At 61.4% G+C, this 15,406-nt stretch carries 11 protein-coding genes; 6 read left to right on the top strand and 5 right to left on the bottom strand.

The features are described from left to right. Entirely contained in the window at positions 1–1,107 is a 1,107-nt protein-coding gene (locus P406_RS20260; protein ID WP_003391680.1) for a sigma-54 interaction domain-containing protein, read from the bottom strand. Further along, positions 1,107–2,246 carry an FMNH2-dependent alkanesulfonate monooxygenase gene (gene ssuD, locus P406_RS20255; protein ID WP_003407645.1) on the bottom strand — a complete coding sequence of 380 codons (1,140 nt, stop codon included), beginning with the start codon at positions 2,244–2,246 and terminating at the stop codon, positions 1,107–1,109. Before ssuD ends, P406_RS20260 begins: the two co-directional genes overlap by 1 nt. A gap of 388 nt (positions 2,247–2,634) precedes the next feature. Here ssuD and ku point away from each other — a divergent pair, with 388 nt between their 5' ends. Both ku and ligD read left to right on the top strand, forming a co-directional pair. Beyond that, the gene (gene ku, locus P406_RS20250; protein ID WP_003412100.1) at positions 2,635–3,540 is read left to right on the top strand and encodes a non-homologous end joining protein Ku; all 906 of its coding nucleotides are present in this window, start codon (positions 2,635–2,637) and stop codon (positions 3,538–3,540) included. 20 nt (positions 3,541–3,560) lie between these two features. Next, positions 3,561–6,164 carry a DNA ligase D gene (gene ligD / locus P406_RS20245; protein WP_046237165.1) on the top strand — a complete coding sequence of 868 codons (2,604 nt, stop codon included), beginning with the start codon at positions 3,561–3,563 and terminating at the stop codon, positions 6,162–6,164. A gap of 84 nt (positions 6,165–6,248) precedes the next feature. Here ligD and pssA read toward each other — a convergent pair whose 3' ends face one another. Next, positions 6,249–7,592, bottom strand: coding sequence for a CDP-diacylglycerol--serine O-phosphatidyltransferase (gene pssA / locus P406_RS20240; protein WP_046237164.1), 1,344 nt, complete (start codon positions 7,590–7,592; stop codon positions 6,249–6,251). Between the two features lie 291 nt (positions 7,593–7,883). Between pssA and P406_RS20235 the strand changes: the two genes are divergently transcribed. Continuing rightward, a complete protein-coding gene (locus P406_RS20235; protein ID WP_046237163.1) occupies positions 7,884–10,070 on the top strand; it encodes a TonB-dependent receptor in 2,187 nt (728 codons plus the stop codon). 38 nt (positions 10,071–10,108) lie between these two features. Here P406_RS20235 and P406_RS20230 read toward each other — a convergent pair whose 3' ends face one another. Further along, positions 10,109–11,251, bottom strand: coding sequence for a glycerophosphodiester phosphodiesterase (locus P406_RS20230; protein WP_046237162.1), 1,143 nt, complete (start codon positions 11,249–11,251; stop codon positions 10,109–10,111). A 274-nt stretch (positions 11,252–11,525) separates the two neighbouring features. On the opposite strand from P406_RS20230, the gene P406_RS20225 reads away from it, so the two are divergent. The 3 genes from P406_RS20225 (at position 11,526) to P406_RS20215 (ending at position 13,613) form a co-directional block, all read left to right on the top strand. Next, positions 11,526–12,458 (top strand): 2-hydroxyacid dehydrogenase, encoded by a 933-nt coding sequence (locus tag P406_RS20225; protein WP_046237161.1) that lies wholly within the window; start codon positions 11,526–11,528, stop codon positions 12,456–12,458. 109 nt (positions 12,459–12,567) lie between these two features. After that, positions 12,568–13,290, top strand: coding sequence for a CTP synthase C-terminal region-related (seleno)protein (locus tag P406_RS20220; protein ID WP_046237160.1), 723 nt, complete (start codon positions 12,568–12,570; stop codon positions 13,288–13,290). Then, positions 13,287–13,613: an antibiotic biosynthesis monooxygenase family protein gene (locus tag P406_RS20215; RefSeq protein WP_003407631.1), complete on the top strand. Its 327-nt coding sequence runs from the start codon at positions 13,287–13,289 to the stop codon at positions 13,611–13,613. The genes P406_RS20220 and P406_RS20215 overlap by 4 nt, the downstream gene beginning before the upstream one ends. A 4-nt stretch (positions 13,614–13,617) precedes the next feature. Here the strand turns inward: P406_RS20215 and P406_RS20210 are convergent, their stop codons facing one another. After that, a complete protein-coding gene (locus P406_RS20210) occupies positions 13,618–15,036 on the bottom strand; it encodes a short-chain fatty acid transporter (protein ID WP_003412089.1) in 1,419 nt (472 codons plus the stop codon). Positions 15,037–15,406 lie beyond the last annotated feature (370 nt).

Raw genomic sequence — 15,406 nt, 5'->3', positions numbered from 1 at the left:
TCACACCGACAGGTGCAGCATGCGGTCGCCCTGGACGTTTTCACCCGGTCTGCGCTTGTTGACCGCCAATTCGCCAATCTTGATCAAGCGTGTGCGCGTGACGTTGCGGGTCAGGCCCAGCAGGCTGGCTGTGTGCACCTGGTTGTGGTGGCAGAAGCGATAGGCGGTTCTGAGCAAAGTATCCTCGACCTTCTCGTGCAAGGCACCGGCCTGTTCTTCAAAGAGCTTTTGAAACGCCCGGTTGAGCAGTTGCTCGGCTGATTCGTCAGGCGGGTTCTGTTCATCCTGGCGCTCGATTCTAAGGTTGGACATGCGCAGGTCATCACGCTGAATGACGCCTTCACGGCACACCAGCAGGGTGTGATGGATGACGTTTTCCAGCTCGCGAATATTCCCCGGCCAGCTGTAGGTCTTGAGCTTGTGCTCGGCTTCTGGGCTGATCCGTACCGGACCATGCCGCAGCCGCTGGCTGTAGACCTCTATGAAATGCCGGGCCAGGGGCAGGATGTCGCCCGGCCGGTCGCGCAGCGGGCTCAATTCCAGATTGACCACGTCGAGCCGGTAGTAAAGGTCCTCGCGGAAATGCCCGGCGTTGATGGCCTTTTCCAGCTGCACGTTGGTGGCTGCGAGGACCCTCACATCAATGGGCACGCTCTTGCGCGAGCCCAGACGCACCACTTCACGCTCCTGAAGCACGCGCAGCAATTTGACCTGCAGCGACATGGGCAGGTCGCCGATCTCATCGAGAAACAGCGTGCCGCCGTTGGCCTCTTCGAACCAGCCCGCCTTGGCGCTGATCGCTCCGGTAAACGCGCCTTTTTCGTGGCCGAACAATTCAGCCTCGATCAGGTTCTCGGAGAACGCGCCGCAGTTGACCGCCACGAACGGTTTGTCGCGGCGGGCGCTCAGTTCGTGGACGTGGCGAGCAACCAGTTCCTTGCCGGTGCCGGTCTCGCCAATAATCAGCACGCTGGCATCGCTGGGCGCAACCTGGCGCACGTGAGCGAGCAAGGCTCGGGACTTGGGGTCTTCGAACACCTGCGCAGTGGCCCTGATCGAGGTGGCCAGCGCAGGCGAGTGCGGTAAGGTCAGCAGTTGTCCGGACATCACTTGGCCTGCGGGGGCAGATCGTTGGCGATCATTTCGCCGAACGGGCCCGTCAGGTTGGTGATGCCGCGCCCGGCGAGGCTGGCGTAAGGCTCAGGCAGCAGCGGGAAGACCAGTTCGGCAAAGCGGTAAGCTTCTTCAAGATGCGGGTAACCCGAGAAAATGAAGCTCTCGATGCCCAGGTCAGCGTATTCCTTGATGCGTGCTGCGACTTCTTCGGGATTGCCGACCAGCGCCGTGCCTGCACCGCCGCGTACCAGGCCGACACCGGCCCACAGGTTGGGCGCGATCTCCAGGTTGTCGCGGCGCCCGTCATGCAGTGCCGCCATGCGCCGCTGGCCTTCGGAATCAAAGCGCGAAAAGGACTTCTGTGCCGCAGCAATGGTGTCATCACTGATGTGTTCGATCAGCGTGCTGGCGGCTTTCCAGGCTTCTTCGCTGGTTTCGCGCACGATCACGTGCAGGCGAATGCCGAACTTCACGGTACGTCCCTTGCGCGCGGCGCGTTCACGCACATCGGCGAGCTTTTGCGCCACGGCTGCCGGAGGCTCGCCCCAGGTCAGGTACACGTCCACCTGATCGGCCGCAAGGTCATGCGCCGCGTCGGAGGAACCACCGAAATACAGCGGCGGGTAGGGTTTTTGAATCGGCGGGTAAAGCGCTTTGGCATTCTGCACGCGCAAGTGCTTGCCTTCGAAGTCGACCGCCTCGCCCTGCAGGACGCGACGCCAGATTTTCAGAAATTCGTCGGTGACTTCATAACGCTCGCTGTGGTCGAGAAAGCTGCCATCGCCACGGTTTTCGTCCGGGTCGCCACCGGTCACCACGTTGATCAGCAGCCGGCCGCCGGACAGGCGATCCAGCGTGGCTGCCATGCGTGCCGAGACGGTCGGCGAGATAATCCCCGGACGGATCGCCACCAGATACCTCAGGCGCTCGGTCAGCGGCACCAGCGCCGAGGCGATGACCCATGAGTCTTCGCAGGAGCGACCGGTAGGGATCAATACGCCGTAATAACCCAGGTCATCGGCGGCCTGCGCCACCTGTTTCAAATAATTGAGGGTGACGGGACGTGCGCCCTTTGTCGTGCCCAGATAATGGCCGTCGCCGTGAGTCGGAAGAAACCAGAAAACGTTCATGACAAATCCTTGGAAGTAATCAGCCGGGTGAAAGCTGACGGGACCCGCTGTCGGTTGGCAGACACCTCACCAACAGCGTTCGGGGTGGGGCCATTTATAGAACGTCTTTTTTATTCCGCAAAAGAACGTTAAACCATATTTTTAGACTCTAAATGCATATAGCTCTCGCGACCCTGTGAACACCTCTGCGCCAAGCCTTTGAATACAGGGCTTTTGACGGTGGCAGAGACCCCATCAATAAAGTGCCTGCTAAGCGCCGACGCGCTGAAAGTCTGCTGTCGAGCTAAAAAACGTTTCCAGCGCGGCAGGTTTCCCGGCGCTCGTCAGGCTGCCGAAACTTTTCTCCGACCGGTCCGGTCACCTTTCCAGGACCAACAGGAGTCAGACCATGGCAAGGGCAATCTGGAAGGGCGCAATCAGCTTCGGGCTGGTGCATATACCGGTCGCGCTGGTTTCTGCGACAACGTCGACCAGTGTCGACTTCGACTGGCTCGACAAACGCAGCATGGACCCGGTCGGCTACAAGCGAATCAACAAGGTCACCGGCAAGGAAGTCACCAGCGAAAACATCGTCAAGGGCGTGGCGTACGAGAAGGATCGCTACGTGGTGCTCAGCGAGGAGGAAATTCGTTCTGCGCACCCCAAATCGACGCAGACCATCGACATATTCGCCTTCGTCGACAGCCAGCAGATCCCCTTGCAGAACATCGACACGCCTTATTTCCTGACCCCCGACAAGCGCGGCGAGAAAGTCTATGCGTTGTTGCGCGAAACCCTGGTCGACACCAAAAAGGTCGCGCTGGCCAATGTCGTGCTGCATACCCGCGAGCACCTGGCAGCGGTCATGCCACTGGAATCGGCGCTGGTGATGGTGATCCTGCGCTGGCCTGCCGACGTGCGTGAGCTGGATGCACTGGAACTGAGCGATGCGGTGACCGACGCCAAGTTGAACAAGAGCGAACGTGACATGGCCAAGCGCCTGGTCAAGGACATGAGCGCTGACTGGCAGCCTGAGCTGTATCGCGACACCTTTCAGGACAAGATCATGCACCTGGTCAAGACCAAGGCAGACGAAGGCGAAATCGAGGATGTCGAGACCGATCCGGCCGATGAAGAGCGCAAGAGTGCCGATGTCATCGACCTCACCGACCTGCTGCGGCGCAGTCTGGCGGGCAAGGGCGGTGCCAGTAAAGGCAAGGCGAGCAAGCCTGCGGCGAAGGAAAAACCGGCCGACAAGGACAGCCCCAGGCCCAAGCGGCCCGCCGCGCGCAAGAAAACCAGCAAAGCCTCTTGAGCCCTACGGAGTGACCGGTGATGGCCAAGCCCGCCAGTGAATACAACCGCAAGCGCAATTTCGCCATCACCTCCGAGCCTGCGGAAAGCAAACGCAAGGGCAAAGGCAAATCGCAGCCCGGTGCGCTCGGTTTCGTGATCCAGAAGCATGACGCACGTAACCTGCACTACGACTTTCGACTGGAGCTGGATGGCACGCTCAAGAGCTGGGCCGTGCCCAAAGGCCCGAGCCTGGACCCTACGCAAAAGCGTCTGGCAGTGCATGTCGAAGACCATCCGCTGGACTACGCCGGCTTCGAGGGCAGTATCCCGCAGGGTCAGTACGGTGGCGGTGATGTGATCGTCTGGGACCGCGGTGTCTGGCAGCCGCACGGCGATCCGCAAAAGACCTACGAGGAGGGCAAGCTCAAGTTCACCCTGGTCGGCGAGAAACTCAGCGGTGACTGGGCACTGGTGCGTACCCGCCTCAAGGGCAGCGGCAGCAAGGAACAGTGGCTGCTGATCAAGGAAAAGGATGACATCGCGCGACCTGCTGCCGAATACGACATTACCCAGGAGCAGCCGCAAAGCGTGATCAGTGGTGCTCATGTGGGCGAAGAGCGCAGTAGTCCGAAAAAGTCCACGGGCAGTGCTGCAAACGGAAAAGCCAAGGCCGCCACATCAAAATCAAAAGCGCCGACGCCAGCGGCAAAACCGACGCGCAGGAAAGTGAAAGCGGCTTTCCCGGACACGCTTTCGCCGCAACTGGCGACGCTGGTGGAGGCGCCGCCAGCCGGAGACTGGCTGTATGAAATCAAATTCGACGGCTACCGCATGCTGACCCGCATTGAGGGCGATGACGTGCGTCTGTTCACTCGTAACGGGCATGACTGGACCGAGCGGCTGCCGGAGCTGGTCAAGGCGCTCAAGGGCATGAAGCTGCGCGACAGTTGGTTCGACGGCGAAGTGGTGGTTCTCGATGAGCAGGGGCTGCCTGATTTCCAGGGCCTGCAGAATGCTTTTGACGCGGGGAACAGCAAGGACATTCTGTATTACCTGTTCGACATGCCGTTTTTGAGCGCGGAGGACCTGCGCGAAGTGCCGCTTGAGCAGCGTCGTGACGCCTTGAAACACGTTCTCGACGCGCAAAAAAGCCGCTTGTTGCGTTATTCGGATGCCTTTCAGGCGGGCCATCAGGACATTGTCGCGAGTGCTGCGGCAATGGGCCTGGAAGGGGTGATCGGCAAGCGTGCCGGCAGTGCGTACGTCAGCAAGCGCAATGCCGACTGGATCAAGCTCAAATGCCGCTTGCGACAGGAATTCGTGGTCGTCGGCTACACGGCGCCGCAGGGCAGTCGATCGGCGTTCGGTGCCCTGTTGCTTGCGGTCAATGCCGGTGAGGACGGGCTGGTCTACGCCGGGCGGGTCGGCACCGGGTTCACTGAAGTGACCCTTGAGCAACTGTATAAACAGCTGAAGAAGTTGCAGCGCAAGGATTCACCGCTGGCCAAAAAGCTCTCCGCGTCACAGGCCCGTGGCGTGCAGTGGGTGGAACCGCAACTGGTCTGCGAAGCCGAATTCGCCCAGTGGACCCGCGAAGGCATCGTGCGCCAGGCCGCCTTTGTCGGACTGCGCAGCGACAAGCCCGCCAAGGATGTGGTGCGTGAAGACGCACAGCCTGCCAACGTGGCCAGCGACACCCCAACCACAACGGCAGTACCCAAGGCGCGCAAAAAGGCCGCGCAGGGGAAAGTTGATGTGGCGGGCACCGGCATCAGTCATCCGGACCGCGTCATCGACAGCAAGACGGGCACCAGCAAGATCGAACTTGCACAGTTTTACCAGTCCATCGCCGACTGGATTCTGCCCTACCTGAACAAGCGTCCCGTGGCACTGCTGCGCTGTCCGGAGGGCATCGACGGTGAGCAGTTTTTCCAGAAGCATGCCGAGCATCTGGCGATCCCGCACATCAGGCAACTGGACCGTGCCCTGGACCCCGGGCATGCCGCGCTGATGGAAATAGATTCGGTGCAGGCGCTGGTCGGTGCTGCGCAAATGGGCGCCATCGAGCTGCATACCTGGGGCGCGACGCGTGACAGGATCGAAACGCCGGACCATTTCGTGCTGGACCTTGATCCCGATCCGGCACTGCCCTGGCGCAGCATGATCGAGGCCACGCAAATGGTGCTCGCCGTGCTGGAAGAGCTGGGTCTGGAGGCTTTCCTCAAGACCAGCGGGGGCAAGGGCATGCACATCATCGTGCCGCTGGCGCGGCAGGCAGACTGGGACACCGTGAAGGCGTTCGCCAAGGCCATCGCCGAGTTTGCCAGTCGTCAGTTGCCGGAGCGCTTCACCGCCACCATGGGGCCGAAAAACCGCGTCGGAAAAATCTTCATCGATTACCTGCGCAACAGCCGCGGCGGCAGCACGGTGACCGCCTATTCGGTACGCGCCCGGCCCGGGTTGCCGGTCTCGGTGCCGATTGCGCTGGATGAGCTGGCGGGGCTGAAGTCGTCGGCACAGTGGGACATCACCAACCTTGAGCAGCGCTTGAAGCGGCTCAAGGACGACCCGTGGGCCGGTTACAGCAACCGGCGCAAGATCACGCAGAAGATGTGGAAACAACTGGGTGCGAAACGGCCTTGAAGCAAGGCCACTGTCCGGGTTTTGCAAGGGGATACGTGGCCGGCACGCCAAGCAATAGCTGACATGCCGGCTGCACACTGGAGCTTAGAGAATCCGGTACAGCAGTCGCTCGACCCGCACGCGGCTGACACGCTTGAGAAACTTGCGCACGCCTTCGGGGTAGTTGGCTAGGGTGTCGAGTTCGTCATACTGGTTGACGCGCTGCGTGTTGCGCATCAAATGCGCGATTTCCGCTTCCCGTGGCGCGCTCCACTGACCCTTCGGATCGTCGATCAGCAAGGCGTTTTCCAGGTCCAGGTTGAAGGCGCGAGGGTTCAGGTTGTTACCGGTTAGCAGGGTATAGCGCTGGTCGACCCAGATGCCCTTGAGGTGGAAGGTGTTATCGCCGTGTTTCCACAGGTGCACATTGAGGCGGTGCTGGGCGATTGCCTTCTGGTGCTTGTGGGCAAAGCGCCGCAGGCTGATTTCATAGAGATAGGGCAGGGCCGAGATCACCTTGAACGGCTCATCCGGATCGATGAAAAAGTCGTTGGCGGTCTTGTCGCCAATGATGATGTCGACCTGCACGCCGCGCTTGAGGGCCCGATTGATCTCGCGAGTGACCGCCACCGGCAGGTTGAAATACGGCGTGCAGATGGTCAGCTGGATCTTGCTCGACGCGATCAGATCGCAGATGGCGCGGTTGAGATTGTTGCGCGGGCCGACGCCGAGCAGCGGAATCACGCGCATCTCGCCGTTTTCCTTTTCGCCCGCCGAGGTGTCGTAAGCAGCGCGTTTCAGGTCGCCACGAAACGCGCGGATCTCGCTGCGTAAACTGCGCGAGCTGGGCGGCGATTGCAGATCGAGGCGGTGCACGGCCGGCGAGGAGAGTATTTCCCGCTGCACCAGATTCTGAAAGGCGTCGGCCAGTGCCGCGTTTTCGATCAGGTGATAACGGTCCAGACGGTATTTGTCGAGCTTGTGCAGGTAGACGTTGTTGATGCTCGCGCCGCTGTAGATCACGCAGTCGTCGATCACACTGCCCTTGAGGTGCAGCACGCCGAACAGTTCGCGGGTCTGCACCGGCACGCCGTAGATTGGCACTTCTTCATCGTATTCGAGGTTCTGCGCCTGATACCAGGTCGAGTTGCCGGGCTGGCGTCCGGCACCGATCAGGCCGCGTTGCGCGCGGAACCAGTCGACCAGCACCACCACATCCAGCTCCGGCCTCGCGGATTTGGCGGCGTACAGCGCGTCGAGAATCTCCTGGCCGGCTTCATCCTGTTGCAGGTACAGCGCAATGATATAGATGCGCCGGGTGGCCGAAGCGATCTTTTCCAGCAGGCAGCGTCGATAGTCGGCGGCAGAAGGAACAATGGAGATTGCATCGCTCTGCAAGGCAAAACCACGAAGTGCTGCCAGGGTCGAGCGTCGGAAAGTGGACGGCATAGGCCTCTCGATGGGAAAACCAATAGCCTGTGAGCTTACACGACAGTGGCCCTCCTGTGGCTGTCGCCAACCTGTTTCAAAGCATTGCGGAACGCCACGGGCCGCCATGCGCGCTGATTTTCACGCCGGGCACGGAAACGAACCGCGTGGAGTTACGCGATTGTCATTTTTCCTACGTAAACAAATGATAAGCATTACCAGTAACATCTGATATCCTTTCGCATCCACCCGATCGGTGATGTCCAGGACGGTTGCTTCCGATCTCGTTCAACTTGTCTTCAGGACCTACTGATGAACTCCCCATCGTTCCCGATGCGCCTTACGTTGCTCGCGTTTTGCTGTTCCATTGGATCTCCGGCCTGGGCCGCTGCAGAGGCTGCCACTCGGCAGGACGGCCCTGTGGTGCTGGGCGAGACCGACATCAGTGCCGACAAGGCCGACCCTCACGCGCTACCGCCGGTTTATGCCGGTGGGCAGGTGGCGCGCGGTGGGCAACTGGGCGTTCTGGGCAATGCCGACATCATGGACGTGCCGTTCACCATGAGCAGTTACACCGAACAGTTGATCGAGGACCAGCAGGCCGAAACCGTCGGCGACGTATTGCTCAATGATGCATCGGTGCGTCAGTCGAGTGGTTATGCCAACGCTTCGCATATCTTCGTCATTCGCGGCCTCAAGCTGACCACCGACGATATTTCCTACAACGGCCTTTACGGCGTACTGCCACGCCAGATCATATCGACCGATGCGCTGGAGCGCGTTGAAGTGTTCAAGGGCCCCAACGCCTTCATCAACGGTGTGACGCCGACCGGTTCCGGGATTGGCGGCGGCGTGAACCTGCAGCCCAAGCGCGCGCAGGATACGCCGACGCGTCGTTTCACCACCGACATCAGCAGCGACGGCCGGGTCGGCGAGCATCTCGACCTGGGGCAGCGCTTTGGCGAGGGCAATCGCTTCGGCGCGCGTCTCAACCTGTCGCAGCGCGAAGGCGAGACCGGCGTCGAGGACGAAGAGCATCGCAGCAAGCTGTTCGCGCTGGGGCTTGATTACCGAGGTGACAACTTCCGTCTGTCCGGCGATTTCGCCTACCAGAAGCAGCGTATCAACCAGAGCCGCAACACGGTGTTTGTCGACAGCGCCCTGACCAGCGTGCCGCATGCCCCGGACTCGGATACCAATTACGCGCCGAACTGGACCTGGACCGAAACGGAAGACACTTTCGGCATGAGCCGTGCCGAGTACGACCTCAACGAAGACTGGACGCTGTACGCCGCAGTAGGCGCCAAGCACACCCGCGAGGTCGGCGTATATGGCTCGCCAACCGTCCACGACGCCGCAGGCAATACCACGGCCGCACCATCTTTCATCCCGCATGACGAAGATAACAAGACGGCCATGGCCGGCATCAATGGCAAGCTGCAGACCGGCGCGGTCAGTCACAAGGTCAACTTCGGGCTGTCCGGTATCTGGACCGAACAGCGCAGTGCGTATCTGTTCGGCGGCACCTCCAGCAACAACCTTTACGACCCCGTCTCCCAAGAGCGCCCGGCACTCGACAGTTTCACCGCAGGCGATCTGAATGATCCCGGCATTGTCGGCAAGAGCCGCATGCGCAGCGTCGCGCTCTCCGACACGCTGGGCTTTTTCGATGATCGCCTGTTGCTGACCGCAGGCCTGCGCCGCCAGCAACTGCGTGTTCAGGGGTATGAATACGGCAGCGGCCCGCGCAATGCGCTGTACGACGAAGCGATCACCACGCCGGTCTACGGGGTGGTATTCAAGCCCTGGCAATATGTGTCGTTCTACGCCAACCGCATCGAAGGTCTCGCGCAAGGTCCAACGGCTCCAAATACAGTCACCATCAACCCTGGCGAAGTTTTTGCGCCGTCGCGTTCGAAACAGGTGGAAGCGGGCGTCAAGCTGGACATGGGCACGTTCGGCGCGAGCCTGGGCGTGTATCGCATCGAGCAACCGGCTGACGGTTACCAGGTTCTGGAAGGCACCGGGTCGCGTTATGTCCGTGACGGTCAGCAGCGTAACCGCGGCGTGGAGATGAACGTCTTTGGCCAGCCTGTCAGCGGCTTGCGTCTGCTGGCCGGTCTGACCCTGATGGACACCGAGGTGAGCGGTACGTCCGGCGGCAGCAACGACGGCAATCGCGCCGTGGGTGTGCCGACCTTCCAGTTCAACGCGGGTGCCGATTGGGATATTCCGGGGATCGAAGGCGCGGCCATCAATGCGCGCATGCTGCGCACCGGCGGGCAATATGTCGATGCTGCCAACAACCTGAGCATCCCGACCTGGAACCGCTTCGACCTGGGCGCACGCTACACCTTCAACGTTGCGCAGAAGGACGTGACCCTGCGTGCCAACGTCGAGAACCTGATGAACAAGGATTATTGGGCATCAGCCAATGGCGGTTACCTGACTCAGGGCGAGCCACGTACCCTCAAGCTGTCGGGCACTATCGATTTCTGATTGACTGGCCGCATCGCAGGATGCGGCCAGCCGCTGGATCAGTAGCCGTTACGCTTCAGAATCGTTTCAATGCTTTCTTTTGCCGGCCGCCCGTAGAACTTCAACAGTTCGGCGGTGCGGTTGGTGAAGAAGCCGTCCGCGCCATCATGGCTGATCCGCTTGAAGTCCTCTGCGTCGTCCACCGTGTACGGGTGGATCACCATGCCTTTCTCGTGGGTCAGGTTGTTCATCCAGGGTTTGACCAGGTCCATGTAGCTCTGGTCGCCACCCTTGGCCAGTTGCGACGAAGGGCCGGTGCCGATGGCGCCGTGGGCCTTGGCCCAGTTAATCCACTGCTGGAACTCTTGCGCTGATTTGACTTCCTGGGTCGCGTAATAGCTGGCCTTGTCCTTGGCCCCCGAGTCCTTGAACGCGACGCTGGATTTGGGCTCTATCGAGCCTTCGCCAATCCACAGCAGCATGACCTTGGGCACTTTCGGCATTTCTTTCTGCAACAGTTCCAGGCTTTGCTTCTCGAACGTCTGCAGGACCACGCGTCCTGGCATGTGCGCGACGTTGACATGGCCGGGCGCTGCCGCAGGGCGCTGTTCGAGCCAGCCGCGTTTGGCCAGCAGTTTTTTCAGGTCGGCTTCGACGCCGGGAAACTTGTTCGGCACCTTGGTCTCGATGTACAGCCCCGGCTTGTTGGCGCCGCCCTCGGCGATGTCGATGACCTCATCCAGCGTCAGGATCTGCAGCCCGTTGTAACTGTCGCGGGCCCTGTCCGGGTAAGCCTTGTTGAACCACGAACCGGCGTCCAGTTGCTTGAGCTCCGCCAGAGTGAAGGTGCTGACCGGGTCTTTCACCCGTGTCGGGAACACTTGAGCAATGTTGGTAGTGCGTTCCAGCACGTCATCGTGCAGCGCTATCAGCACGTTGTCCTTGGTTCGCTGGATGTCCATTTCCAGGTAGTCCGCGCCCAAGTCCCGCGCCAGGGTGTAGGCCGGGATGGTTTCTTCCGGCGCATCGAACGAAGCACCGCGATGGGCGATCACGGCCGGCCAGGGCAGGCCGTATTTCTCGCTCAGCACCTTGCCTGGGGCGTCCGCCGCCGCTGCCATGCCTGACGACAGCATCAGGCCCGACATGACAGCCGCAGCCAATAGGGTCTTTTTCAACAGGGTGGTGGGAAGTCCTTGCATGGGCGGGTGTTTCCTTGTTTTTTGAGAAAGCCTGTTTTTATGAGCAGCCTGCGCGCCAGATCATAGCGGCGCTGGGCGCGTCACTGCACGCAACGATAGCGCACCAGGGTGATTGCCGGGTCAGCTTGCGCATTAGTCTGTCCGGCAAATGCGTCCACTTTATGAACGCCCGGCGTATTCGGGAAGGCTTTTTTCAGTTCCGGCGCCAGCGACGCTGCACAAGCGCGTCGAGTCGCGTTAAGGTCAGCGTTTTGCTGATCGAACGGGAGCGCGCATGACAACGGTATTGGTGCTGGTGGAAAACCTGGACACGTATTTGCCGATTCTTGAAAGCAGCGGTTATCAGTTGATTCGCGCCCCGACGGCCGAACTGCGCGCCGAGGCGATTGCCACGCACGGGCCGAGCATCAGCGCAGTGGTGACACGCGGGCCGCTGGGATTTTTCGCCGAGGAAATGGATGCACTGCCGCAGCTGCGCATCATTTGCGTAAGCGGCGCCGGCTACGAGAAGGTCGATCTGCCTGCCGCGCAGGCACGGGGCATCGTCGTGACCAATGGTGCAGGCGTCAACGCCGCCACGGTGGCCGATCATACGCTGGCGTTGCTGCTGTCTTTGGTACGCGACATTCCACAGGCCGATGCCTCGGTGCGACGCAGTGAATGGCGCAAGGTGGTGCGCCCGTCGCTGGCCGGCAAGCGTCTGGGGATCGTCGGGCTGGGGGCGGTAGGGCTGGCGATTGCCAAGCGTGCAGCCGCCTTCGATATTGCCATCGGTTACCACAACCGCAAGCCGCGTAGCGACTGCGATTACACCTGGCATGCGACAGCGCAGGCGCTGGCGGCCGCATCGGATTTTCTGGTCATCGCCACGCCCGGTGGCAGCGGCACGCAGCATCTGATCGACACTCGGGTGCTTGAGGCGCTGGGCCCTGACGGGTTTTTGGTCAACATTGCCCGCGCCAGCGTGGTGGATACCCAGGCGTTGGTCAGTGCACTGCAGCATGAGCAGATTGCCGGGGCCGCGCTGGACGTGTTCGACGATGAACCGACTGTGCCGGATGTGCTCAAGACGCTGGACAATGTGGTGCTGACACCGCACGTGGCAGGCCTGTCCCCCGAGGCTTCGAGAGACAGTGTGCAAATGGTCAACGATAACCTGCTGGCGTTTTTCGCCGGGCAGCCGGTGCTGACGCCTGTGACTGAATGAGCAACCGTGCACGCTTGCACGCGAGGCATTGCTGTAACGCCCATTCTGCTGGTTTTGCTGCCTGTTTATAGTCCGCCCGGGCTGTACGACATCAAACAGGGAGCAGGGCATGGGCAAAGCAGATAACACGCGCAACGGGATACGGATCGGTCTGGTAGGGGACTTCAGTGCGGATGTCCCTGCGCATCAGGCCATTCCATTGGCCTTGCAGAGAGCCGCGGAGGTCGTGCAGGTGCCGGTCGGTTTCGAATGGTTGCCGACGCCGCTGATTGGCAGCGGTGCGCAACTCGCCGAATTCGACGGCCTGTGGTGCGTTCCGGCCAGCCCGTATCGGGACATGCAGGGCGCGTTGACGGCCATTCGTTTCGCTCGCGAGCATCGGGTGCCGTTTCTGGGGACGTGCGGCGGCTTTCAGCACGCGTTGGTCGAGTACGCCCGCAACCAGCTGGGCTGGGCAGACGCCGAGCATGGCGAAACGGCGCCGGACGCGGCAAACGTGATTATCGAGCCACTCAGTTGCTCGCTGGTTGAATCGGTGGCAGCGATTCAGTTGCAACCCGACACGCTGATTGCCCACGCCTATGGCCGGCTCGACATCGACGAGCGCTATCACTGCCGCTACGGCCTGCGCCGCGAGCTGGAGTCGGCGCTGTTCGGCGAGCATCTGAAGGTCAGTGGGCGCGGTCCCGAGGGCGAAGTGCGCTGTATGGAATTGCAGGGGCACCCGTTCTACGTCGCCACACTGTTCCAGCCCGAGCGCGCTGCGTTGCAGGGCCAGACGCCTCCTGTGGTGGCCGCGTTCGTCCGCGCCTGCCTGAGCAACTTATCGTGATGGCCGCGCGGTTTGCCACGCCTTACTTTGCCGTGGTGTTCACCTCGTTGCGTACGCCTGACGATGATCAGGCGTACGCCGAGGCGGCGCAGCGCATGGTGAGCCTGGCCCGACAACAGCCAGGTTTTCTGGGCGTGGAGTCGGCGCGCGGTGACGACGGCCTGGGCATCACCGTGTCCTACTGGAGCGATGAAGCCGCGATTCTGGCCTGGAAGCAGCAGGCCGATCATGCCCAGGTCCGCGAGCAGGGACGTGCGCACTGGTATCAGGCGTTTACCACGCGAATCTGCCGGGTCGAGCGTGACTACGCGTTCGACGCGTAAGCATTCAGGGCATTACCGGCGGCACATAGGCCAGCGTGGTGCCCAGTGCCCAGAGCAGAAACAGCACCAGCGGCGTGTGCACCAGCAGCTGCACGAACGAGAAGCCGATCAGGTCACGCGCCTTCAGGCCCAGTACACCCAGCAGCGGCAGCATGTAGAACGGGTTTATCAGGTTGGGCAGGGCTTCGGCTGCGTTGTAGATCTGTACTGCCCAGCCGAGGTGATACTGCAGATCGTTGGCAACTTGCATCACGTAGGGTGCTTCGATGATCCACTTGCCGCCGCCTGACGGAATGAAAAAGCCCAATATGGCCGAATAGACCCCCATCAGAATCGCGTAAGTGTCGTGGGAGGCAATGCTGGTGAAGAACGTCGAGATGTAATGCGCCAGGGTTTGCGCATCGCCGCCCTTGACCGTGGTCAGTAGCGCGGCGATCGAACCGTACAGAGGGAATTGAATCAGCACGCCAGTGGTGGTGGGCACCGCCCGCGCGACGGCGTCGAGAAAACTGCGCGGCCGCCAGTGCAGCAGGGCACCGAGCATGATGAACAGGAAGTTGTAGGTGTTGAGCCCGGAAATCGCCGTGATCGCCGGTTTGCTCGAAAACTCGTTGAACAGCCAGCCAACCCCCAGCAGCACCATGAGGATGATCAGCAGCGGGCTGTATTCCAGCCATTCCCCGGGCCGTGTGCGGGGCGGCAGTGGCGGCAGGTTGAAGGCCGGGTCGACACCGCAGGCCTTGGCGTCGCGGGCGCTGTTCGGGCCTGGCGCGGTGGCGTAGGCAACGATCAGTGAGATGACCACCAGCGCGGCGAGCATGACCCCGGATTGCCAGAGAAAGATGGTTTCGGTGAACGGGATCACGCCTGTGATCGCCAGGATCGACGGCGGCAGACTGGCCGGGTTGGCCTGCAATTGCGCGGCCGAAGACGACAGCCCCAGCGCCCAGACTGCACCCAGGCCCAGATAGGCGGCGGCGCCGGCTGCGCGGTAATCCATGCGCAGGTCAGTGCGGCGGGCGAGGGCACGCACCAACAGGCCGCCGAACACCAGCGACAGGCCCCAGTTGAGCAGCGAGGCGAGCATGGAAATCAGCGCCACCCAGGCCACCGCCGAACGGCCGTTGCGCGGCACCCTTGCCAGGCGGTCGATCAGGCGCACCGCAGGCGGTGAACTGGCGACCACGTAACCGCCGATGACCACGAAGGCCATCTGCATGGTGAACGGAATCAGGCTCCAGAACCCGTCACCGAACGCCTTGGCAGCCTCGGCAGGGCGTGCGCCGATCGCCAGTGTCGCCAGCGTGACGATGACCACTGCCAGTGCGGCAAATACCCATGAATCGGGAAACCAGCGTTCAGCCCACGCAGCACAGCGCAAGGCAAATCGGGCGGAGCGGCTTTCTTCTATGTTGGCGGCCATCTGGGGCACCTCTTTTTGTAATTATTATCGGGGAGTTACTTGAACAGCCGACTATTGCGGACGCAGAGCATTCAGAACGGCGTTCCCACGCTGGTGACCTGACCCCAAAAAGTTGGGCGGTTGACTCTCGTTCCCATGCTCCGCGTGGGAATGCAGTTCGTGACGCTCCGCGTCACACGGGGGTTCTGCGATGTCAGGTGGATTGAGGTTCGGCTCAGGTCACCTTTTCGCCCCTCGGCGAGTCACTTTGATGGGGCCAAAGTGACCAAAGCCCCTGGCTCCGTTTCCGGCCCGAATTCAGATCGGAAGAGCGTCGTGTAGGGAAAGAGTGTAGATCTCGGTGGTCGCCGGATCATTAAAAAAAAAAAGA

Origin of the sequence: Pseudomonas syringae pv. coryli str. NCPPB 4273 (assembly GCF_000972175.1) — a bacterium.
Taxonomy (GTDB): domain Bacteria; phylum Pseudomonadota; class Gammaproteobacteria; order Pseudomonadales; family Pseudomonadaceae; genus Aquipseudomonas; species Aquipseudomonas syringae.
The sequence above is the reverse complement of the archived record's forward strand: the minus strand, read 5'-3'. Positions and strand labels throughout refer to the sequence as shown.